Annotated in this window: 24 protein-coding genes; 17 read left to right on the forward strand and 7 right to left on the reverse strand. The window is 36.9% G+C overall.

From position 1 onward, the window contains the following. Positions 1 to 138: 138 nt before the first annotated feature. Entirely contained in the window at positions 139 to 774 is a 636-nt protein-coding gene (locus tag Q8S25_RS11065; RefSeq protein WP_305537716.1) for a response regulator transcription factor, read from the forward strand. On the opposite strand, the gene Q8S25_RS11070 is transcribed toward Q8S25_RS11065, so the two are convergent. After that, positions 775 to 1,509 (reverse strand): TIGR00730 family Rossman fold protein, encoded by a 735-nt coding sequence (locus Q8S25_RS11070; RefSeq protein WP_305537718.1) that lies wholly within the window; start codon positions 1,507 to 1,509, stop codon positions 775 to 777. It abuts the gene before it with no gap. 76 nt (positions 1,510 to 1,585) lie between these two features. On the opposite strand from Q8S25_RS11070, the gene Q8S25_RS11075 reads away from it, so the two are divergent. The 5 genes from Q8S25_RS11075 to Q8S25_RS11095 all read left to right on the forward strand — a co-directional run bounded on the left by Q8S25_RS11075 (position 1,586) and on the right by Q8S25_RS11095 (position 4,790). Beyond that, positions 1,586 to 2,926 (forward strand): hypothetical protein, encoded by a 1,341-nt coding sequence (locus tag Q8S25_RS11075; RefSeq protein ID WP_305537720.1) that lies wholly within the window; start codon positions 1,586 to 1,588, stop codon positions 2,924 to 2,926. A 5-nt stretch (positions 2,927 to 2,931) separates the two neighbouring features. Next, a complete protein-coding gene (locus tag Q8S25_RS11080) occupies positions 2,932 to 3,699 on the forward strand; it encodes an exodeoxyribonuclease III (protein ID WP_305537722.1) in 768 nt (255 codons plus the stop codon). A gap of 2 nt (positions 3,700 to 3,701) precedes the next feature. After that, positions 3,702 to 4,007: a DUF4286 family protein gene (locus Q8S25_RS11085; protein ID WP_305537724.1), complete on the forward strand. Its 306-nt coding sequence runs from the start codon at positions 3,702 to 3,704 to the stop codon at positions 4,005 to 4,007. Positions 4,008 to 4,277: 270 nt separating this feature from the next. Next, entirely contained in the window at positions 4,278 to 4,574 is a 297-nt protein-coding gene (locus Q8S25_RS11090) for an HU family DNA-binding protein (protein ID WP_295189762.1), read from the forward strand. Between the two features lie 3 nt (positions 4,575 to 4,577). Then, positions 4,578 to 4,790, forward strand: a complete 213-nt coding sequence (locus tag Q8S25_RS11095) for a 30S ribosomal protein THX (RefSeq protein WP_305537726.1) — start codon at positions 4,578 to 4,580, stop codon at positions 4,788 to 4,790. 55 nt (positions 4,791 to 4,845) lie between these two features. Here Q8S25_RS11095 and Q8S25_RS11100 read toward each other — a convergent pair whose 3' ends face one another. Next, positions 4,846 to 6,141, reverse strand: a complete 1,296-nt coding sequence (locus tag Q8S25_RS11100) for an aminotransferase class V-fold PLP-dependent enzyme (protein ID WP_305537728.1) — start codon at positions 6,139 to 6,141, stop codon at positions 4,846 to 4,848. Between the two features lie 75 nt (positions 6,142 to 6,216). Between Q8S25_RS11100 and Q8S25_RS11105 the strand changes: the two genes are divergently transcribed. Next, the gene (locus Q8S25_RS11105) at positions 6,217 to 6,462 is read left to right on the forward strand and encodes a hypothetical protein (protein ID WP_305537730.1); all 246 of its coding nucleotides are present in this window, start codon (positions 6,217 to 6,219) and stop codon (positions 6,460 to 6,462) included. A 12-nt stretch (positions 6,463 to 6,474) separates the two neighbouring features. On the opposite strand, the gene Q8S25_RS11110 is transcribed toward Q8S25_RS11105, so the two are convergent. Both Q8S25_RS11110 and Q8S25_RS11115 read right to left on the reverse strand, forming a co-directional pair. Further along, positions 6,475 to 7,215 carry an FkbM family methyltransferase gene (locus tag Q8S25_RS11110; protein WP_305537732.1) on the reverse strand — a complete coding sequence of 247 codons (741 nt, stop codon included), beginning with the start codon at positions 7,213 to 7,215 and terminating at the stop codon, positions 6,475 to 6,477. Positions 7,216 to 7,251: 36 nt separating this feature from the next. Continuing rightward, the gene (locus Q8S25_RS11115; RefSeq protein WP_305537734.1) at positions 7,252 to 8,160 is read right to left on the reverse strand and encodes a glycosyltransferase; all 909 of its coding nucleotides are present in this window, start codon (positions 8,158 to 8,160) and stop codon (positions 7,252 to 7,254) included. A 66-nt stretch (positions 8,161 to 8,226) separates the two neighbouring features. On the opposite strand from Q8S25_RS11115, the gene Q8S25_RS11120 reads away from it, so the two are divergent. Then, the gene (locus Q8S25_RS11120; RefSeq protein WP_305537736.1) at positions 8,227 to 9,165 is read left to right on the forward strand and encodes a glycosyltransferase family 2 protein; all 939 of its coding nucleotides are present in this window, start codon (positions 8,227 to 8,229) and stop codon (positions 9,163 to 9,165) included. On the opposite strand, the gene Q8S25_RS11125 is transcribed toward Q8S25_RS11120, so the two are convergent. Next, positions 9,162 to 10,226, reverse strand: coding sequence for a glycosyltransferase family 1 protein (locus tag Q8S25_RS11125; protein ID WP_305537738.1), 1,065 nt, complete (start codon positions 10,224 to 10,226; stop codon positions 9,162 to 9,164). The genes Q8S25_RS11120 and Q8S25_RS11125 overlap by 4 nt on opposite strands. A 3-nt stretch (positions 10,227 to 10,229) precedes the next feature. Further along, entirely contained in the window at positions 10,230 to 11,141 is a 912-nt protein-coding gene (gene meaB, locus Q8S25_RS11130; RefSeq protein WP_305537740.1) for a methylmalonyl Co-A mutase-associated GTPase MeaB, read from the reverse strand. Positions 11,142 to 11,175: 34 nt separating this feature from the next. Here meaB and Q8S25_RS11135 point away from each other — a divergent pair, with 34 nt between their 5' ends. Next, positions 11,176 to 12,360, forward strand: a complete 1,185-nt coding sequence (locus Q8S25_RS11135; protein ID WP_305537742.1) for an O-antigen ligase family protein — start codon at positions 11,176 to 11,178, stop codon at positions 12,358 to 12,360. Here the strand turns inward: Q8S25_RS11135 and Q8S25_RS11140 are convergent. Continuing rightward, positions 12,349 to 13,221: a glycosyltransferase family 2 protein gene (locus Q8S25_RS11140; RefSeq protein ID WP_305537744.1), complete on the reverse strand. Its 873-nt coding sequence runs from the start codon at positions 13,219 to 13,221 to the stop codon at positions 12,349 to 12,351. The genes Q8S25_RS11135 and Q8S25_RS11140 overlap by 12 nt on opposite strands. A 57-nt stretch (positions 13,222 to 13,278) precedes the next feature. Between Q8S25_RS11140 and Q8S25_RS11145 the strand changes: the two genes are divergently transcribed. The 8 genes from Q8S25_RS11145 to Q8S25_RS11180 all read left to right on the forward strand — a co-directional run bounded on the left by Q8S25_RS11145 (position 13,279) and on the right by Q8S25_RS11180 (position 20,555). After that, entirely contained in the window at positions 13,279 to 13,917 is a 639-nt protein-coding gene (locus Q8S25_RS11145; RefSeq protein WP_305537746.1) for an LON peptidase substrate-binding domain-containing protein, read from the forward strand. 5 nt (positions 13,918 to 13,922) lie between these two features. Next, complete coding sequence (locus tag Q8S25_RS11150; RefSeq protein ID WP_305537748.1) at positions 13,923 to 14,651, forward strand: type III pantothenate kinase; 729 nt, start codon at positions 13,923 to 13,925, stop codon at positions 14,649 to 14,651. Continuing rightward, on the forward strand, positions 14,623 to 15,999 hold the full coding sequence (locus Q8S25_RS11155; RefSeq protein WP_305537750.1) for a hypothetical protein: 1,377 nt from the start codon (positions 14,623 to 14,625) through the stop codon (positions 15,997 to 15,999). The genes Q8S25_RS11150 and Q8S25_RS11155 overlap by 29 nt, the downstream gene beginning before the upstream one ends. After that, positions 15,992 to 16,585, forward strand: a complete 594-nt coding sequence (gene lptC / locus Q8S25_RS11160; RefSeq protein ID WP_305537752.1) for an LPS export ABC transporter periplasmic protein LptC — start codon at positions 15,992 to 15,994, stop codon at positions 16,583 to 16,585. Before Q8S25_RS11155 ends, lptC begins: the two co-directional genes overlap by 8 nt. A gap of 10 nt (positions 16,586 to 16,595) precedes the next feature. After that, positions 16,596 to 17,585, forward strand: a complete 990-nt coding sequence (locus tag Q8S25_RS11165) for an aldo/keto reductase (RefSeq protein WP_305537754.1) — start codon at positions 16,596 to 16,598, stop codon at positions 17,583 to 17,585. 69 nt (positions 17,586 to 17,654) lie between these two features. Then, positions 17,655 to 18,206 (forward strand): RNA polymerase sigma factor, encoded by a 552-nt coding sequence (locus Q8S25_RS11170; protein WP_305537755.1) that lies wholly within the window; start codon positions 17,655 to 17,657, stop codon positions 18,204 to 18,206. Further along, entirely contained in the window at positions 18,199 to 19,077 is an 879-nt protein-coding gene (locus tag Q8S25_RS11175; RefSeq protein ID WP_305537756.1) for a hypothetical protein, read from the forward strand. The genes Q8S25_RS11170 and Q8S25_RS11175 overlap by 8 nt, the downstream gene beginning before the upstream one ends. 11 nt (positions 19,078 to 19,088) lie before the next feature. After that, positions 19,089 to 20,555 carry a hypothetical protein gene (locus Q8S25_RS11180; protein ID WP_305537758.1) on the forward strand — a complete coding sequence of 489 codons (1,467 nt, stop codon included), beginning with the start codon at positions 19,089 to 19,091 and terminating at the stop codon, positions 20,553 to 20,555. The last annotated feature ends 48 nt before the right edge of the window (positions 20,556 to 20,603 follow it).

Consider the following 20,603-nt stretch of genomic DNA (forward strand, 5'->3'; position numbering starts at 1 on the left):
TTTTACCCCCCCCCCAAAAAAAAAAACTATTAAAATAAATTAACATAAGTATTTGTTTTTGTATTGCCTTATTACATACATTGCATTTATACAAATACCCCCAAGTGTTTTGTATTTATAGAATTTAAAACATAAAATATGCCATCAATAATGATGTGTGATGACCATGCTATGGTCATGAACGCAATGGGGGATTTATTAAGAAAGGAGAATTTTAAGGTTATTGCCACTACATTATCTGGTAAAGCTTGTATTGAAGCCATTCAGAGTGGACTAATTCCAAATGTATTAATTTTAGATATTAGTATGCCCGACATGCCTGGCTATATTGTGGCACAACATGTAAAGAAGCATTATCCAAATACCAAGATATTAATCTTTTCAATGATAACCGATGAAAATGCGGTTAAGGCAATGATCCGAATTGGTGTGAATGGTTTTGCTTTTAAAAATATTAGCGATATTGAGCTTGTTGAAATTATTCGAAAAATATCAAGCGGTCAAGAATACTATCCACCTGAATTTATTTTTAGCACTGAAGAAATAGAAATCATCAAGCAGCAAAAAATTGCCTGGGCTGAACAATTAACAAAAAAGGAAATTCAAGCTACACAATTACTCGCTAATGATTTATCAAGAAAACAAGTGGCAGAAGATATGGGCATCTCTGCCTCTTCGATTAATAAAAAAATGGAACGCGTCTTTAAAAAAACCAATCAGAAATCCACCGTTGGTGTAATTAATTTTTTAAAAAAAGTGGGTATTATTCAATAACTACCGCTTCTCAAAAAACCACCACAAACGCTTCCTAGGTTTTACCGTATAGTTTTTTCGAACATAAGTGCTGATATGGTGGCCGGCTTCGTGTACATCATCGGTTAATAATACCAGTTTTAGGTCTTCTTTAGAGATGGTACCATGCTCGGCCATATAAGTACAATAATCCATCAGGGGTTGATAATAGGATTTTCCAAACAATACCATCGGAAAATCATTGATGGTTCTGGTCTGTATCAGGGTTAAAGCTTCATAGAATTCATCCATGGTGCCAAATCCGCCTGGCAAACAAACGAATGCATAAGAGTATTTCACCAACATTACTTTTCGTACAAAGAAATATTTAAGTGTAATTGATTTGTGCACATAAGGGTTTTCATGTTGCTCAAAAGGGAGTTTAATATTAATACCTACCGACTGGCCGCCATTTTCAAAAGCACCCCTGTTGGCTGCTTCCATGATGCCTGGCCCCCCTCCGGTTATAGTGGTAAATCCCATTTCTGCAATATGCTTACCTATATCTTGTGCCGCTTTATAATATGGATGATCTTCTTTGAATCTAGCACTGCCAAATACAGTAACACAGGGGCCCAGAAAATGCAAAAATCGAAACGATTGAATGAATTCTAAAAATACATTCCAAGCAAATTTTAATTCATAAGCTCTCGGCTTTGGTCCATCTAAATAAACCGCTTTTTCTGGGGGAATGATTCTGTCTAACCGTGTCTTCATTTTGACTTACATTTATTACCGAATTCAAATTAATACATTCTAACAAGTCTAGCCCGATATTTGTATCAATAATTATATGCAAAAAACATTTTTTACATTTTGTATGTTTTTTTTGAGCATGGCCTTTACCCATGCGCAAACTATTATTCAAGCTGGAAATTTCCAAAGTATTTCCTTGCATGGCCCTTTAATGTATTATTGGAACAACCCTACCATTGCTTTTCAGTTTACACAAGACCTACAGCAACAATTACTTACTAAAAAAGGATATTCACTTGATGGAAATAATATTTCTTTTTCAATATTAAAAAACATCAAGGAATTTAGTGCTGCCTCAAACAGTTCTACTACCTTCCCTGTTATCAATATGAAACTGGCGGAATACCCCGCCAGCTTATACCTCCAACAATTTTATCCCGATCAATTAAACGATTCAAGCCAACAAGGCATTCAGTCTGTGATCCTAGTAGAAATAAGTATTCAGCAAAACGGTAATGCTGAATTATTCAGTAGAAGTTTAGAAGTCTTTATCAAAAAAAGCAATGCCATTGGCTTTGGTGTTCCCTTTAATAACTTGCATTTAAGTGCAAAAGGGTTTAGTGAGCTGATGAAAAAATCGGTTGAAATTATTTTAGACAGCAACAACCTTAATGAACAAATTGAGTTAAAAGCTTCTCCCCCTAGTATGGGTGATAATTTTATTATTGGAGCTATTACCAATATGCCTAAAATTGCCATTGAAAGCAAAGGACTGTTCAGTAAATATGCACTCAATGGCAAAACCGAATTAATCAGGTGGGACGAACAACGTTACCTAGAAATTATTTTAAGGGGTAAAAATAAAACTGTATTGCAGCCTGCGCTGAATAGCATCATAGTTGAAAAGGAAAAAGAGAATCCGCAAGCTGTTTTTGTTTTTCTATTACAAGAAGCCAGGAATATTGTTTTAAACCGAAATTATCAATTGGTCATTCCTGCAAGAATTTCTGGTAATAACAATTCAAGAATCAGCAATATGCCAATTGTAGAACCACTAGAAGGGAACAACAACTTTATGTTGCAAGAAAAAGATACCATTGCCTATTTTAGTATTGAAACAGATCAACTAGATAGTACTAAAAAAATATATCCCTATTTATCTAGCAATGGCATTGATAGCAATTCATTAACCAGGATCAACGATTTTAGTAATGCAATTAATTTTACTTCGCTGTATTATTTAAAAGGGAAAATTCGTAACCAAGCTTTTAGCATTGAAGTGGGAGAATTTTTTAGAATCATTTATTTAAATAATGAAAGAATTGTTCTACTAAGTGGAATGCAACAACCCGAAAGGATGGTTATCTTTAACCCCAATATTTCTATTGAGCTAATCAACGAATTGATTTTACTCAGTTATAATCGATTCTTTCAATAATTTTTATGCGCATTATTTCATACAACGTGAATGGCATCAGGGCTGCCATAAAAAAAGGATTTGACGAATGGCTGCTGTCTGATCCTGCAGATATTATTTGCTTGCAAGAAAGCAAAGCCACCAAAGAAGACATTGACCATGCTGTATTCGACAAAGCGGGCTATAGCAGTTATTGGTTTACTGCCCAAAAAAAGGGCTATAGTGGTGTAGTAATACTCACTAAAATAAAACCAGATGCTGTTCATTTTGGTAGTAATATGGAACAAAGTGATTTGGAAGGGCGAGTTATACGGGCAGATTTTGGCGACATCACTATTGTAAATGCCTATTATCCTTCTGGCACCAGTGGTGATGAAAGACAAGCTTATAAATATATATGGCTAAACCAGTTTCAGGTTTTTTTAGATGAATTAAGAAAAACGAGGCCTAATTTAATTGTAGTGGGCGATTATAATATTGCGCACGAAGCCATTGATATTCATGACCCTAAAGGCAATAAAAAATCTTCTGGTTTTTTGCCCGAAGAAAGAGCTTGGATGACGCAGTTTTTAGCCAATGGTTGGGTAGACAGTTTTAGACAATTGCATCCAGCAACTACAGGTGCTTATAGCTGGTGGAGTCAACGCTTCCCTTCTGTAAGATTGCAAAATAAGGGTTGGCGGATCGATTATATCTGCCTAAGCAATAGCCTTGCTCCTCAATTAAAAGCGGCTGCTATTTACCCCGATATTAAACACAGTGACCACTGCCCTATTTATGTTGAAATAAAATAATCATGTACATATATAATGTAACTACTAAAGTAGCCCATGGCATTCATACCGATTGGTTTCATTGGATGAAAAACGAACATATTCCTGCAGTGATGGCCACTGGTTGCTTTACCCATTTTCAATTTGTTCGTTTATTAGAAACCGATGAAGAAGATGGTGTTACCTATGCCGTGCAATACCATGCTGAAGCCAAGGCCAATTATAACCGCTACATTGAATTGCACGCACCCGCTATGCGCAATGACGCTGTGCTGAAATGGGGCAACCAAATGATGGCTTTTAGGTCGATTATGCAAGTTGTGAATTGAGTGTGGATAGTTTTAGAAAACAAATTTGGTATTTAAAAATCTTCCTTATATTCCTTTGAAACCCTTTATGGCATTGAATTGCAGAATATAATCACTGAAACTCAATGATACCAAGGCTTTCAGCAATTCAAGATGTAAATTATACACTTTTTATTTTTGTTTCAATTCCTCGTCAACCCTTTATTAATAAGGCTTTTAAGCCAAACTAACTAATCAAAAAAAAGAATAAAAATTTTGTTGGTAGCTAAAAGCCAATAAATTTGTTCTGTTATCAAAAAACACTTTAAAAATACATCTATGAACAAAGCTGAATTAATCGCACACTTAGCTGATGATGCGGGTATCACCAAAACACAAGCAAATGCTACTTTGGATTCTTTTATTGATGCTGTAACTAAAACATTGAAGAAAGGCGATAAAGTAACTTTAGTAGGTTTCGGTACTTTCTCTGTATCTAAGCGTGCTGCTCGTACTGGTCGTAACCCTCAGACTGGCGAGACTATTAAGATTAAAGCAAAGAAAGTTGCTAAGTTTAAAGCTGGTAAAGAATTAAGCGGTAAGTTATAATTTTTGCCTTCCAAAAGAATTGAACCCCGCTTTCGCGGGGTTTTTCTATTTTTACACTTTATTAAACAATTTATTCAATTATTTATCATGGGTAGAGGTGACAAAAAAACAGCTAAAGGAAAACGTTTCCAAGGGTCTTTCGGTAAGTCTAGACCAGCTAATCCTGTTGCAGCAAAAAAGGCAGCAGCAAAAAAAGCAGCAACAAAAGCTTCTTAATTCAATAACAAGTGGGTCAGTACCGCTACGCGGAGTTGCTGATCCACTTATTGTATTATCCTTTTACGCCAGACGCAATTTTCTCTATTGCAGCCACTAAAACGTCTAAGTCTGCTATTCTTGTGTATACATGCGGCGTTATTCTTACACAACTAATATTCTCCCATACAATGCCTACGGTATGTATTTTATAGGTATTGTACAACTGTTGGTCTAATTGGGCAGGTGTTAAGCCTTTTATACTTACGCCACAAATGGCACAGGAATAGCCTGGTTTCAAAGAAGTATGTAATTGTACACCTGGTATATTTTGTACCCGCGTTGCCCAATAATTTTTTAAATACCGAATGCGCTCTTCTTTTCTTTTACTTCCAATTGCTGTATGAAATGCAATGGCTTCCCCAATACCTTGTTCTATTGGAAAGCTTCTGGTACCAAGGGTTTCAAACTTTCTAATGTCTGGACTTTGGGGTTTATCGTTGCATACCAGTGGCCATATTTTAGAGATATGTTCTTTCTTTATCCATAACATACCCGAGCCTATTGGAGCACTTAAAAATTTATGCAAGCTGGTTCCAAAATAATCACATTCTAAATCGGGTATGGCAAAGTCGAGCAAACCAAAAGAATGCGCTCCATCTACAATCACTTCTAATCCTCTGCGATGTGCCATTTGACAAATTTTCTTAACAGGCAAAATTTGTCCTACCCAGTTAATGATATGGGTGATATGTAAAATCTTGGTCTTAGGTGTGATGGCTTGTTCAAATGCTTTTACAATGGTATCATCGTCTTCTATTGGAAAATCAAAACTGATTTGCTTGTATACGATTCCATCTCTCAGCGCCCGCTGGCGCCAAGCTTGTATCATATTGGGGTAGTCTTGCTTCGTGCCAATTACTTCATCGCCTTTTTGCAAGTTGAGTCCAAAAATGACGGTATTCAATGCTTCGGTGGCATTTCTGTTCACCGCAATTTCTTCGGGCGAACATCCTGCCAATAAAGCCAGTTTTTGCCTAAGTGGTTCTCTGCCTTGGTCTAAAATGCGCCACATAAAATAAGAAGGACCCTGGTTAGACAATTGATTGTATCGCTCTACTGCTTGCTGCACCACGCTTGGGGAAGGGCTTACCCCGCCATTGTTCAGGTTAATAAAATTGGAAGGCACCGTGTATGCTTGTTGTATTACCTGCCAATAATCTTCGTCTGAAGCTGCAATAAAGGGGTCATCGGAAGTGATGGCAGCCGCTGCTATAAATTGTGCAGCTTGTAATTGGTTAAAAAAACCTTGACCTGCAAACACACTTGCTAGTACGCCTGCTTTTTTGATGAAATTCCTTCTTGGCTCCACGGGTTTAATTTTAACGCTTAAGTTAAACATTATCCTCAGAAAACGGTTATATCTTTGTGCTTTAATACACCGAATATGAAGAAGAAAGGGCTGTTTTTATTGTTGATCTTGGTTTTTCTTTTGGCAACTGAATCTATTCAAGCCCAATGTTCTATTTGTACCAAAACCGCTTCTCAATTAGGTGAAGGGCCCGCTAAAGCCTTGAACTCTGCCATTATTTACCTAGCATTTGCTCCTTTGGCCATTATGGGATTTATTGGTTTCCGTTGGTGGAAAAAAGAACAAACCATTATTGCTGCGGAAGAAGGTCGAAACAGCTAGTTCACCCATGGTTTAACACAAATCTTCATTGATAAACACCAAGTTTTCATCGGAGATGGAAAAAGAGAAATTGTATTTACTAATAGCTGCAAATACCGACTTAGAACATCCTTTTTTCATTTGATCGTGCAACTCTAAATAAATGACTTTGGTTTTAGGCAACCAGTATTCATAATTCTGTTCAAATACTTCTTTCTCTGATCCTTCAATATCTATCTTGAGTAAATCAATCGTATCCCATTGCTCCCCGCGCATGATGGTTTCTACCGATTCTGCTGGTATGGCTTCTGGATTGTCTGGGTTGGTTTCTGTTACCATGAACGAACTGCTCGGTCCTGTAGGGTTCATGATAGATAAGTAGACGTCTTTATTCCATAAGCCCATACAATTGGCTTTAATATTTGGATGACCAGCAATATTTTTTAGCAATGCTTGAAAATTATCTCGGCTTGGTTCTACTGCAATGATTTTACTTCCCGGATATCGATGTGAAAAATAAACAGCCGCCAACCCTATATTGGCACCGGCATCAATGATGCGGGTGGGCGTAAATGGCAATATTACATTGTATTGATCGTCTAAAAACACCTGTTTAAATGTGTATTTATCCGTGGTTTTACTGCGTAAATGAAAAGTAGTTTGGTATTTAGATGAAGTAAATGCGCCGTATTTCTTAAACAATAAGTGCACATAAAACTTGATGCCGTCTACTAATCCAAATGCCTTAATTAATGGTTTAAACCTAGATGCCATATGGGGGTTGGTATTAACTAGCCCGAAAATAACCCATTACCACCTAAAACAAAATAAAAAACTCACTTTAAATGCAGAGATAATGGGCACTCGTCTTACTTTATAATAAAAAAGTAGGCGGTGGTGTTGAAGTAAAAAAACAAATAATCGTCCATTGAACTTCTTGGTTAATGAACGATTCCAAAGTGTACTAAACTTTTCAAAAAACGCTTGAAGCGGCGCTGGGAAATTTTGTATGGTTGCAAATGCAGCCAAGTGGTTGTTCAACATTAACCGATATCGATGGCGATGTTCTTGCTCTGTTAACCCTTGTTGAATGGTAATATTTTGGGTATGCATGCGTTGGTAAACCCCTATATAAGGCAGAAATTGAATGCCCCCTGAAATGGTTGCATGCAATGCCATCCACCAGTCATAGTAAACATCTTTAGGGAATGGCATTAGGGGCATTAATGCCGACCTGCGCATGATACTGGCGTGGCCGCTCACCGTATTAAACATGGCCAATAACAAAGGATTGGTCCCTTCTATTCTTCGGTTCTTTTTATTTGGTTGCGGATTGGTTGGAATAGCATCACTAAATCTTACTGAATCGCAATAAATTAATGCAGTGGATGGTTGCATGGCTTCCATCATTAATGCCAGCTTCTCTTTTTCCCAAATATCATCTTGATCAGCAAAAGCAATATAATCACCAACAGACAAGCGAATCGCTTTTTCAAAATTGGCATTGTAGCCAATATTGGTGGGGTTCTGAAATAACTTAATTCTTGCATCGGTACTTGCCAATTGTTGCAATAAAGAATAACATCCATCAGTGGATGCATCATCTACAATCACCAATTCTTCAAAAGGATAAGATTGTGCCAATATAGACTGCACTTGTGCTTTCACAAATGCAGCTCCATTGTAGGTACACATCACTATCGATAAAGATGATTGCATGATTGTTTAGCTTTATTGCCAATTTGTAAATATAATATTTAATTTAGTCTACTTAGAGCAAGCAAGATGTTGACCAATCAAAAGCCATTTCCATTAATATCCATTGTGTTGGCTACTTACAATGGAGCAAAATTTCTTAGAACGCAATTAGACTCTGTGTTGCAACAAGATTATCCCAATTTGGAAATTATTGTAAGCGACGACAATAGTACAGACGATACCCTTGCTATTGTTGAATCATATCAGTTACAGCACTCCTTTATTCAAATCATTAAGCGTGCAACCAACCAAGGCTATATCAAAAACTTTGAACAAGGTTGCAAATTGGCCAAAGGTGAATTCGTAGCATTATGTGATCAAGATGATCAATGGCATCCACAAAAAATTAGTAAATTATATAATGCCATTGGTGATGCTGCGTTGGTGTACGCCAATTCTATTTTATGCAATGAACATATGGAACCCATTGGTGTAACGATTGCTGATCGGGTTTCTTGCAAAGATTTTTCAAGCCCTTTAGAACAAGCCATTTTCTGTAGAATTTATGGGCATGCCATGTTGATTAGGAATGAATTTTTACAGCGAATTTTTCCATTCCCCAGCATCATTCCACACGACTGGTGGATTGCCTACACGGCCACGGTTAATGGCGGTATCCGCTATATTCCAGACCAATTGGCTTGGTACAGACAACACAGCAACAACGTGTTTGGTGCAGTGGGTGGCAAAAGAAATAAAGCACAAGAAGCACAAGCTGCTTTGAAAGAAAAACAAATTGCCCAAGAAAGAATTGAATTATTTTATTCCTATTGTCCTGCGCAATTAACAAAGGAAAAATGGGTATTGGCCAAGTTGAATCAATATTACCATGGATCTGGACTCTTCAATAATTTGCAAAGAATGATGTTGTTTTTTCAATACCATCCACAACTATTGGCTTCAAAAAAAAGATCAAGATTCAGGCAATGGTTGTTTTGCTTAAAGATGTTGGTGAAAATTGTTTAAGCAAAACTTCGGTAGATATTGATATAAGCGGTTGCCGCTTCATCCCAATTAAATAGGGCTGCTCTTGCCATTACTTTTTCTTCGCGGTTGTTGGCTACAAAATCTTTGATCCCTGCTGCAAAAATGGCTTGCATATTGGCTGGATTAAAATCAGGAAAAATATAAGCCGCATCCCCGCTTATTTCTGGCAATGAAGTGGCATTCGAAATAAATACGGGCTTGCCAAAGTGCATGGCTTCCACCAGCGGCAACCCAAATCCTTCAGATAAAGAAGGGAATACAAATGCAGCACAATTGGCATAATACCATTGCTTATCATTTTCTGAAATAGCCCCTGTAAAAATCAGTCGGTCAGCAACAGCCCATCGCTTTGCTTCAGCCATAATTTGTTCTAAATAGGCTGGTTGTTGGGTAATACCTGCAATAACCAAGTTCATTTGATTGTTTGCTAATAGTACAGGCAATACATGAAAATTTTTCTTTACTGCAATCGTACCAATGGAAAAAATAAAGGGCCCTTTAGGCGCATGTAGAGGAGTGGTTGGCAAAATAGTTTCATTAAAATTACATCCATTATAAATGATTGAAAATGGCTTGCCTTTTAAATTGATATGAGCATGCACATCTTTTGCCGTATACTCCGATATAAATACAATATGGCTACTAGCGTCTACTTTTTTTTGCAATTGCTTCAACCATTTATTTCTTTTGGTCATCGACTTACGTTCATCATGATAATAATTTAAATCATGAATCGTAAATACAATGGGCTTTTTAAAATGAAAAGGGAAATAAGCACTGTCTTGACTAGTGGTATGCCAAATATCAACTTCTTTAAAAATTGGCAAATGGTATTTATACCAAAACCGAATCGGAAATATTTTAGTAGCTGCTGAAAACTGTTGCTGTTGATTACTTGGCAAGAATAATTGAACCTGAATATTTGCTGCAGTTGCTTTTGCAATCAGGGATTGGGCCAATTGCTTACAAAAATAAAACAAACCCGTATTGGGATATTTCATCCGCTCCGCATCAAATAAAATGGTGGTTGGTTTATTCATGTATCAAGCATTCCCTGTATTTGCATACTCGTTTACAAAAGTAAAAAGATTAAACTGTTCCTTCGTTGCTTTTGCTTGTAGTGCTTGGTAGATGGCTTTCTTATCGTAGGGCTTCATTCTATTTCTTGCAATCAATTGATACACACGCTCGGTTAATAACCAAATTTTTCGATTATTGATCAATATATGTTGTTGGTGCACTTCAATGGCTTTGGCTAATGCGGCTATTCCTTCTTTTTGTGATGCCACCGTTTTAATGACTTCGATTGTTTTATCGGTATTGAACGCAGGTGCCATCATCATGCGCAGGTTTTTTACAAAACTATCTGCATCAGGTCGATCACTTTTATTCACCACAAATACATCTGCTATTTCCATTAAACCGGCTTTCATGGTTTGTACTTCATCGCCTGCTTCGGGCACTACTACTACCACAGTTGTATCAGCTAAGCCTGCAATTTCAATTTCACTCTGCCCCACTCCTACTGTTTCAACAATAATTTCATCGAAGCCCGCTGTTTGTAAAATGGCGGTGATTTCAATAATATATGGATGCAAACCCCCTAAGGATCCACGAGTGGCCAATGAACGAATATATACGCCTGGATGATTGTACCAATCGCTCATTCGAATTCTATCTCCTAATAACGCACCCATATTAAATGGAGAAGAGGGATCAATACATAAGATGGCTACTTTTTTTCCTTGAGCAGTCCAATGTCCAATGAGCGCATCGGTTAAAGTGCTTTTGCCTGCTCCGGGAGGTCCGGTGATTCCGGTAATAGGTGTTTTACCAATGGGTAAACTTTGTAAAAAAACATCGTAGCCTTCCACTTCATTCTCTACCAATGATATAGCCCTTGCAATGGATTGATGATTGCCTATTTGTATGCCTGCTAATAATTGTTTCCACATATAACTGCTGTAAATGTAAATTTATGCCAACTGTATGCCAAAAAGAGCAACAAATATTTTATTAGCATTAGCCATTTTTATGTTGGGTGGTTTATTATGGAGTAGAGCCGTATTATCAATTAGTATGGGCCTAATGGCCATTTATGCCATCTATTATTTGAAAAGAGAAAAGGAGACTATTTTATCGCCCCTCTTTATTTGGAGTATTTGCCCATTGGTATTAATATTGTTGGGTATTTATCAAGAGGGATTTAACCCTAGCAACCTTCAAAGCTTACTCGGGATAATGGTGTATCCAATTGCAGGCATTACAGCAATTGCGGCTGAAAAATATTCCTTTACCAAAACCATTTCACAGCCCTGGATACATGCTGCAATGATTGCGTTTTTGTACCCATTGGGTTGGTTTGTTCTGCATGCTGGGGATGCGTTTGTATTGTATGGTCAAGGTAAAACATTGCCCGTATTCATGGATACCGATCATGTTCGTTTCAGTATTTTTTTATGCAGCGCCTTGTTGTTTACCCTTTTACCTGTTAGCAACGCACGATATAAAAAAATATCTTTCGCTATTTTATTGATTGCCATTCTTTTTTTAGCTGTAAGAACAGGATGGGTAATTGCAGCCCTAATCATTGCAGGTTATGGTATATATTATTTGCAATCAAAACCTGCAAAAAATAGGAATCGTACTCGCAACATATTGATTGTAATAATTACGTTAATCACCATACTTGCTATAACACCAACTGTTCAACAAAAAATCAGGTACACCATTTACGATTGGAATAATTATAATACCAAAGGGTATGATTCCACTTATTCGGATGGGGTAAGAAGAGCCATTAATACGGTGGCTTTAAAAGCCATCAAAGAAGATCATGCTACTGCAATTGGCTGGGCTGCTATACCATCAACTATGCAACAAAAATTTACCCGAGTTTTCAATGGTCAAAGCACCCAATACGGCTGGCCTTTTAACCAATGGTTGTTTTGGTGGATGGGCAGTGGCTGGTGGGGAATGGTGTTATTTTCAGTATGGTTATTTTACCCAGCATGGTATGGATACAAATATAAAAATCCATACCTCATTATTTGGACTTTGGCAATTGCATTTTCATGCCTCGTAGAAACTACCATCAATTATCAGTATGGTGCATTGCTTCATGTTTGGCCATTATTGGTTTGCTGGCAAACATTTAAAAAATCATCGAATTAGTCGATAGTTTTTAAAATCGAAGGGCCTTATGCCAGTTGCTTTTTCAAAATAATACAAGGCCTTGTCTTTTAAACTAAATTTTTTCTTTGATGGATCAAAGCTGATAGGCCAGTTGGATCGCTCTATTCTTGCGTGCATCACTTGAGGATGGGTTCCATTGAATTTTTCTAAAGAATCAAATTGACTGTAATCAAAAAAATTGGGCTGCGCCATATAATCTTTGAGGGCTTCATCTTTATGCCAAAGCTTACTAAACTCCTTCTGCTTTTTCATCATTTGCTCTGGAGACTTCACCCAACCATAATGGTATACATAGGCATCAATGGCTTTTACTTTTAATTTCTGCCCGCCTTTTCTAAAGCCTTGGGCATCTTTGTAGGCAGCAATATGTTGATCATTTCTGATCACCCGTACTTCTTTACTGTACCAAGTTCTGCTATCACCTACATAATCGTAGGTTCCATAAAAATGGAGGTACTTAAACAAGAGTCCTTCCACCCGTTGATCGTCTTGGTATTGTTCACATCCTGCTTTAATAGCTGCATGGTACTGCTCATGTACTACTTCATCCCCTTGAATATAAAATGCCCAATCAGCATCTTTGCTTATTAATTGCAGTGCCTTATTGGTTTCTACCGCTAATACCGAACCGCCTGATCGTAAATTTGGATCCCAAACCGAATGATGAATCTTGATTTTAGGATCATCAATAGATTCCATTAACTCAATGGTTCCATCGGTACAATCCCCAATTAAAATGATTATTTCATCTACCACTGGCAATATAGATTTTACCGCTTCAACAATTGGATAATCATTTAACACCGCATTTTTAATAATTGTGAAGCCAGCAATTTTCATTTTAGCTAAATTGTGCAGCAAAGAACTGAAATCTTTTGTACGGATAAGCTGAAGTCTATGATTAATTTTATACCTATTTTTCCTTTAGCATTGGTAGTTTATCCAGGTGAGGAGTTGAATCTCCATATATTCGAGCCCCGTTACAAGGAATTAATCACCGAATGTTTTGCAGAAGCAAAACCCTTTGGCATACCTACTGTTTTAGAAGAAGGAGTAGCCGAAACAGGCACTATGGTAGAAATTACAGAGATTGTACAAGTGTACGAAGATGGCAGAATGGACATTAAAACTAGGGGTATCAGGGTGTTTCAAGTATTAGAGCTCATTGAATCTATTCCAGACAAAATGTTCAGTGGCGCTATAGTTAGTTATCCTAATAATGAAGTAATTACCAAGCCTTTTGTCTCTTTTAAAATATTAGATTCCGTGTATGTGTTGCATCGTTTATTAAATGTTACCAAGAATTTTAATAAAAAAGTAGCCGATATCATGAGTTATGATATGGCACACCATGCAGGGCTATCGCTAAAAGAGGAATACGAATTATTGTGTTTGTTTAAAGAAGAACAAAGACTAGAGTATTTAAGAAGACATTTAGAAAAAGTGATTCCTGTTATAACTGGAATGGAGCAATTAAAAGAAAAAATCATCATTAATGGCTCTTTTAAAAAAATAAAGGGGTTCAATCTTAATTAACCATCATGGGCATTTCACTTTGTTTAGATTTTGGTAATACCCGCTTAAAAGTGGCGGTATTTAATGGAAGAGATTTTCAAGAAGAAATTAATTTACCCGATGCTAGTATAGATACCATTGGCAATTTAATGAACCAGTGGAAGCCTAAAAAAGTCATTCTTTCTTCTGTAATTAATCATGATACAGCCATTGAAACTTTAATGGCCGAGCAAACAACGTTTCATCGATTAAGTCATGCCAGTTTACTTCCTTTGACCACACCGGTTGGCAAACCCGAAACCATTGGAGCCGATAGACTGGCTTTGGTTGCGGCTGCAGTGGACCTTTTTCCCAAACAACATAACCTGGTTATTGGACTAGGAACTTGCATTACTTACAATTTTATCAATAATCAACATGAATTTTTAGGTGGGAGCATTTCTCCTGGTATGAATATGCGCTTCAGGGCCATGCACGAGCAAACTGCTTTATTACCCTATATTAAGGCAGAATCGCCCTTTCCATTAATTGGATATGATACCAAAACCAATCTCTTGAGTGGGGTTATTTGGGGCATGACCAAAGAAATAGATGGAATAATTGACGAATATGCCCTAAAATACAGCAACTTTAACGTGCTATTAACCGGGGGGGATATGCCTTTTTTTGTACCACACCTAAAAAACAGGATATTTGCCGACCCAAACCTAATTTTTAAAGGCTTATATGCAATCAGTGAGTTCAACAACAGGTAGGCTGGCTTTTGTGGTTAGTTTCATCTCTTTTTTCGCAATCAGTTCATCTGCTCAGGTAAATTCACCATTTTCCCGTTACGGATTGGGCAATTTAGTAGGTTCCCAACATGCCATTAGCCGTTCTATGGGTGGTCTTTCAGCCGCTTATGCCGACGGAAATAATTACAATGTTGGCCAGGCCATCAATTTTAATAACCCAGCAACCTATGGTTCCAACTACATGGTCACCTACGATTTGGGTTTGTCTATTGATTCCAGAAAATTAAAAAGTAATAATCCTAGTGGAACTTTTAGTTCTGTTTATTTAATCCCAAGCTATTTAGCGGTAAGTTTTCCGTTGAATAAAGCAAAAGGACTGGGTTTAGCTTTTGGATTAAGGCCAATCACTAGGGTTAATTACGGTGTAGAAAGCAGGGCTCGAGTTGCTGGAGATAGTATTGGAACTATTTACGAAGGAACAGGCGGTACCAACCAAGCATTTATTGGAGTGGGTAAAAAATGGAAGAATTTAAGTGTAGGCTTAAATACCGGATATACTTTTGGAAGAAAGGAATTGAGCACAACCAAAACATTCTATAACGATACTTTACAGTATTTTGAATCTAGGTCTGCTTCTCAAACCAATTTTGGAAAAGTATTTTTACAGTTGGGTGTTCAATATGAATTCACTTTATCTAAGAAAGAAAATGCTGCAGATAAATCTGCTAAAAGTCTTTTAATGAGATTGGGTGCTACTGCTTCATTTCAACAGAACATGAGTGCTGTTCAAAGTATTAGCAGACAAACTTTTGTGGTGAATGCTGCTGGTGGATTAATAGAAGTAGATAGCATAGCCAAGCAAGACAATATTAAAGGAACGATTGTGATGCCTGCTACCTACGATGCAGGTTTCATGATTATGAAAACCTTAACCAATACCAGAGGTAATTTTCAATTGTGGTCTGCTGGATTAGAATTTACCACTACACAATGGACCAAGTATCGTTTTTATGGCCAACCAGATGCATTGAACAATAGTTGGGCCTTAAAATTGGGTGCTCAAATTAGTCCTAACCCAGATGGTGCTACCAGCTACCTCAGCAATGTAAACTACCGTTTTGGGTTTCAGTTTGGTAAAGATTATATTAATGCAGATGGCAATGGTTTAAATCATAGTTCATTTACATTAGGAGCAGGTTTCCCTATTAGAAAATGGAGGAACTACGAAACACAATACACTGTAGTTCAAGCAGCAGTGCAATTTGGTAAAAGAGGATCTGCTGTAAATAATATTACAGAGAACTATACTCAATTAACCCTTGGATTTAGTTTAAGCGATATGTGGTTCATTAAACGCAAATATGATTAATCTAAATCTCCATAATAAAAATATAATTGCAGCCTTTTTCATAGGCTGCTTTTTTATGCTCGGATGCGAGAACGATGTAAATGAAGTAAAAGAATTAGGCAAGAAAAAACCTGGTATTGAAGAAGGTAAAAATATTACCAGCTTTTTAAGCATGGGTGGTAAAATGAAAGCCAAACTTACAGCACCACTACTATTAAGATACCAAGGAGACAGTGCATTGAAGTCTGAATTTCCCAAAACCTTGTTTGTGGAATTTTACAACGACAGCATGAAGCTAGAGAGCACGCTCAGAGCCAATTATGGAAGATATATTGAGAACGAGAATAAAATTTATTTAAAAGACAGCGTAGTGATTATCCGAATTAATGGAGACACTTTAACTACATCCGAATTATTTTGGGATCAAACACTCGGAAGATTTCATACTGACAAACCGGTAACTACCAGTCAGCGTAATCCGCGTCAAAAGTTATACGCTAAAAAAGGCTTCAGCTCTAATCAAACCCTAACAGATATTACTTACTATGAATTAGATTTGGGAAGCTTTCTAATTTTACCAGATAGTACTGCAGATAAAAAACAATAAAATCAATTTTATGGAATACAGAAGAATGGGAAGATCAGGCCTTCAATTAAGCGTATTAAGCTTTGGCAGTTGGGTTACATTTCATAAACAAATTAACGACAATAGTGCCGACGAACTAATGGGCATTGCTTACGATAATGGCATCAATTTTTTTGACAATGCGGAAGTATATGCATTGGGAGAAAGTGAAAAAATGATGGGGCGTGTTTTAAAAGCAAAAAATTGGGATCGTACTTCTTATACTCTTTCTTCTAAAGCATTTTTTGGCTGGAGAGGCAAAGAAAACAAACCCAATCAAACCGGCTTGAGCAGAAAACATTTAACCGAAGCTTGTAACGAAGCTTTACAGCGTTTACAAACAGACTATTTAGATCTATATTTCTGTCATAGGCCCGACAAGAATACCCCTATTGAAGAAGTGGTATTAACCATGAATACTTTAATTCAACAAGGAAAAATTTTATACTGGGGTACCAGTGAATGGAGCGGGGTTGAATTAATGGAAGCACATAGGGTTGCCCAACATTATCGCTTAATTGGTCCTTCTATGGAACAACCTCAATACAATCTTTTCGAAAGAAATAAAATAGAAAACGACTACCTAGAAGTCTATAAAAATGTAGGATTAGGTACTACCATTTGGAGTCCTTTAGCCGCTGGATTACTTACGGGAAAATACAATAACGGAATACCTGAAGGTAGCAGATTGGGCATTGAAGGATTTGACTGGTTAAAAGAGCGTTGGATTATGCAAGACAAAATTGAAAAAGTAAAGCAACTAGAACTATTGGCCAACGAGTTGGGTTGTAGCTTGCCTGCTTTGAGTATTGCATGGTGTATTAAAAATCCAAACGTTACTACTGCCATTTTGGGTGCTACCAAAAAAGAACAATTAATCGATAATTTATCCGCTTTAAAGGCATTAGCGCTAATTACCCCCGAAGTAATTGGCAAAATTGAAGCGATTATGCAGAACAAACCCTTACTAGCGGAATATTAAAAAACAAAAAAATAGTTCTACCTTCTTTCCAACTTTTCAAACAATCCTTCTCTTACTCTTGAAAACTGCTTGGAACAGGTAATAGACATACAAAAAGCTGCTGTAAAAAAGGCTTGCAATGGAGATGCAAAAGCCCAGGCTTGGTTGTACGAGCAATACAGTAAAGCAATGTTTAATATCTGTACCAGAATGACGGGCAACCAGTCAGACGCAGAAGACCTTTTACAAGACTGTTTTGTTATTGCATTTAGCAATCTTCATCAGCTTAAAGTTGCTGAGCAATTTGGCGGCTGGCTTAAAAGAATTGTGGTAAATGAATGCATTCGTTTCAGCAAAAAAAATATTCGCTGGGAAGAATGGGATGCTGATCAACAAGGCAATTTGGTAAATGAAGAAATGGAATGGTGGAAAACAATTGATTTCAAGATCATTCATGCAACCATTAAGCAGTTACCCGAAGGATGCAGGCAGGTATTCAACTTGTACGTATTTGAAGATTATTCGCACAAAGAAATTGCTGAAAGCATGGGTATTTCAGAATCAACCAGTAAAAGCCAATATCAACGAGCAAGGGCATTGCTAAAACAAAGAATTTATAAACAAGTACAATTACATGGATGAGTTTAAAAAATATTTAATTAATCACCAAGAGCAGCTGGAAACAGATGCGCCTAGTTCATTGGTTTGGGGTAAAGTGCAAGAGCGCATAAATACCCAATCGGGGCAAAATTTCAATCCTGTAGGTGACGAATCTGCATCAGTGAAAATTATTGAGACTGCAAAAGTTTTTTCAATGCGAAAGTTGGTGCAATGGTCTGCAGCTGCTTGCATCTTGGGTTTAGCGGGTATTGGCGTTTGGTATTTGTTTAATGATAATAATATGGTGAAACCGCTTCAAGAACAAGTGGTAACAAATGAACAAGAAACCAATACCGCTCCAAGTAATTCTACCACCAATTCATCCACTAATTCGCCCAATAATTCGCCCAATAATTCGCCGAGTAATGATCGGTTGAACGAGTCAATTGTAGCAACAGAATCTAATTCAACGGATGCTTCCCTTGGTTCAACTCAACCCGGTTTTAGTAAACAAACCCAATCGTTCAAACCAAAAACAACTGGCTTCTCAACTGCAGCAACAAACAAAAACAATGCAATGACCGCATTGTCTAATATGGAAACAGGGTTTACCCAAATCATCAATTTGCAAAAAGGAAAAATTAGTACCACTCCTATGTATGCAGAGTCTGCTAGTTATTTTAATGAATTCAAAGCGCAAATAAATCAACTAGAACAAGAAGAGAAACAAATTAAAAAAGAGATTGCTAAAAAAGGACTAACAGATCAACAGCTTGATCAACTGATAAATCTGTATCAATATAAATTGACTGTGTTGAAACAGTTACAACTAGAAATGAATAAAACCAATAACCGTTACAAACAAAACAGAGGACCAGTAGATTCTACTCGTGCTTACTTTATTAATATTTAAAAACAGATACAATGAAAAATATCTTTCCCAAAACCACATTATTGTCCGCTTGTCTTTTGAGCCTTGTAATGGCAACTGCGCAACAAACTACAACAGAAAAAGAAGTTGAAAAAGAAATCAAAAAGGCAGAAAAAGAAATTCAGAATGCCGACAAGGAAATTAAAAAAGCCAATAGAGAGGTAAAAGTTGCCAATATACAGATTGAAAAATCGGTAAATGAAAGTATGGCAAAAGCATTAAAACCAATTGTAGTAAAAGGCTTCCCTATAAGGGGCTCAGGCTTCACTTCTGTTAATGGTTTTTCTATGAATATGAATCAGAATTTTGATCATGTATTTAACGACCTGAAAGATGTAAAAGCCAAAGAAGTAAGTCAAGAAATAAGCACTTCTAAATCCCCCGATATCTATATAGACAATACATCTAGAAATATTCAAATCAAAATTTGGGATCAATCAAAAGTAAAAGTAGTGACTACTGTTTATTATGAGGGTGACGGAAAGCTAAGTGATGAAGAATGGTTCGAAAAAATGAATCTTTCTTTAAAATCAATTGGCACCACTGTAAGAGTAAAATCTGGAACTATTTCTGGTGGCAGCTATACCATTAATGGCAATACATTTGGCTGGAGTGGAAGTACGGGTGTAGCAGTATTTAACGATAAAGGAGAAAGTATTGGCAACAAATCGAACACAAAAAGAATGGTTACTATTTACGTTCCTGCTGCTAGCAAATTAGACATAGATAGCAAATATGCAGATGTTCAATTAACCGGAAATTATGGAAATGCTACTGTAGATATTTCTAATGGCAGTTTGGAAGCAGAAAGTTTTTCCAAATTATACCTACGTTCTAAATATTCCAATGTAACTATGGAAAATGCTACTATTGCTGAAATTGAATTTATGAATGGTCGTTTTTCGGCCAAAGAAATTGGTGAAGCAGATTTAGATACCAAGTATTCTACTATTGAAATAGCCAGCGCAAAAAAAGTAGTATTTAGAAGCACCAACGATGAATACGAAATTGAAGATGCCAACGAGTTAAGAGGTAGAAAGAACTATGGCAATTTCAGAATTACCAAATTAAATGGCTCTCTCGAAATGGATGGCACCAACGCTGATGTTAAAATAAGAAGCGTGGGAGCAAATCTTGATTTAATCAAAATTGATAATAAGTACGCCGATATTCGTATTCCACTGAGAAATATCAAGAATTATTCGGTTAAATTTATTGGAGCCTATAGCACCGTATACGGAAACTTTGAAAAAGAGCCCATAGTAGAAGAAAAGCTAAAACCATTATTAAAAGAAAAAGAAACCGATGCCTTGGCTAAGCAGCTGGTGGAAATTAATCGTTCTATTACCCGTTATTCACAATCTCGTGACAACGAATCGAACTTTAGTGCTAAAGTAGGCGAAGGCAAGGGGCTTAAAATAGACATGAATTGCCAGAATTGCACCGTTGACTTTAAATAAAATAGCCATATAAATTTTACAGCGCCGATTCTCATGTGTTAAGTCGGT

The organism is Sediminibacterium sp. (genome assembly GCF_030695065.1).
In the GTDB taxonomy this organism is placed as follows: Bacteria; Bacteroidota; Bacteroidia; order Chitinophagales; family Chitinophagaceae; genus Sediminibacterium.

What these genes read in the sequence shown, in the direction of transcription:
- Q8S25_RS11065 (WP_305537716.1), top strand. Translation starts at nt 139, where the DNA reads ATGCCATCAATAATGATGTGTGATGACCATGCTATGGTCATGAACGCA.
- Q8S25_RS11070 (WP_305537718.1), bottom strand. Translation starts at nt 1,509, where the DNA reads ATGAAGACACGGTTAGACAGAATCATTCCCCCAGAAAAAGCGGTTTAT.
- Q8S25_RS11075 (WP_305537720.1), top strand. Translation starts at nt 1,586, where the DNA reads ATGCAAAAAACATTTTTTACATTTTGTATGTTTTTTTTGAGCATGGCC.
- Q8S25_RS11080 (WP_305537722.1), top strand. Translation starts at nt 2,932, where the DNA reads ATGCGCATTATTTCATACAACGTGAATGGCATCAGGGCTGCCATAAAA.
- Q8S25_RS11085 (WP_305537724.1), top strand. Translation starts at nt 3,702, where the DNA reads ATGTACATATATAATGTAACTACTAAAGTAGCCCATGGCATTCATACC.
- Q8S25_RS11105 (WP_305537730.1), top strand. Translation starts at nt 6,217, where the DNA reads ATGAAGAAGAAAGGGCTGTTTTTATTGTTGATCTTGGTTTTTCTTTTG.
- Q8S25_RS11110 (WP_305537732.1), bottom strand. Translation starts at nt 7,215, where the DNA reads ATGGCATCTAGGTTTAAACCATTAATTAAGGCATTTGGATTAGTAGAC.
- Q8S25_RS11115 (WP_305537734.1), bottom strand. Translation starts at nt 8,160, where the DNA reads ATGCAATCATCTTTATCGATAGTGATGTGTACCTACAATGGAGCTGCA.
- Q8S25_RS11120 (WP_305537736.1), top strand. Translation starts at nt 8,227, where the DNA reads ATGTTGACCAATCAAAAGCCATTTCCATTAATATCCATTGTGTTGGCT.
- Q8S25_RS11125 (WP_305537738.1), bottom strand. Translation starts at nt 10,226, where the DNA reads ATGAATAAACCAACCACCATTTTATTTGATGCGGAGCGGATGAAATAT.
- meaB (WP_305537740.1), bottom strand. Translation starts at nt 11,141, where the DNA reads ATGTGGAAACAATTATTAGCAGGCATACAAATAGGCAATCATCAATCC.
- Q8S25_RS11135 (WP_305537742.1), top strand. Translation starts at nt 11,176, where the DNA reads ATGCCAAAAAGAGCAACAAATATTTTATTAGCATTAGCCATTTTTATG.
- Q8S25_RS11140 (WP_305537744.1), bottom strand. Translation starts at nt 13,221, where the DNA reads ATGAAAATTGCTGGCTTCACAATTATTAAAAATGCGGTGTTAAATGAT.
- Q8S25_RS11145 (WP_305537746.1), top strand. Translation starts at nt 13,279, where the DNA reads ATGATTAATTTTATACCTATTTTTCCTTTAGCATTGGTAGTTTATCCA.
- Q8S25_RS11150 (WP_305537748.1), top strand. Translation starts at nt 13,923, where the DNA reads ATGGGCATTTCACTTTGTTTAGATTTTGGTAATACCCGCTTAAAAGTG.
- Q8S25_RS11155 (WP_305537750.1), top strand. Translation starts at nt 14,623, where the DNA reads ATGCAATCAGTGAGTTCAACAACAGGTAGGCTGGCTTTTGTGGTTAGT.
- lptC (WP_305537752.1), top strand. Translation starts at nt 15,992, where the DNA reads ATGATTAATCTAAATCTCCATAATAAAAATATAATTGCAGCCTTTTTC.
- Q8S25_RS11165 (WP_305537754.1), top strand. Translation starts at nt 16,596, where the DNA reads ATGGAATACAGAAGAATGGGAAGATCAGGCCTTCAATTAAGCGTATTA.
- Q8S25_RS11175 (WP_305537756.1), top strand. Translation starts at nt 18,199, where the DNA reads ATGGATGAGTTTAAAAAATATTTAATTAATCACCAAGAGCAGCTGGAA.
- Q8S25_RS11180 (WP_305537758.1), top strand. Translation starts at nt 19,089, where the DNA reads ATGAAAAATATCTTTCCCAAAACCACATTATTGTCCGCTTGTCTTTTG.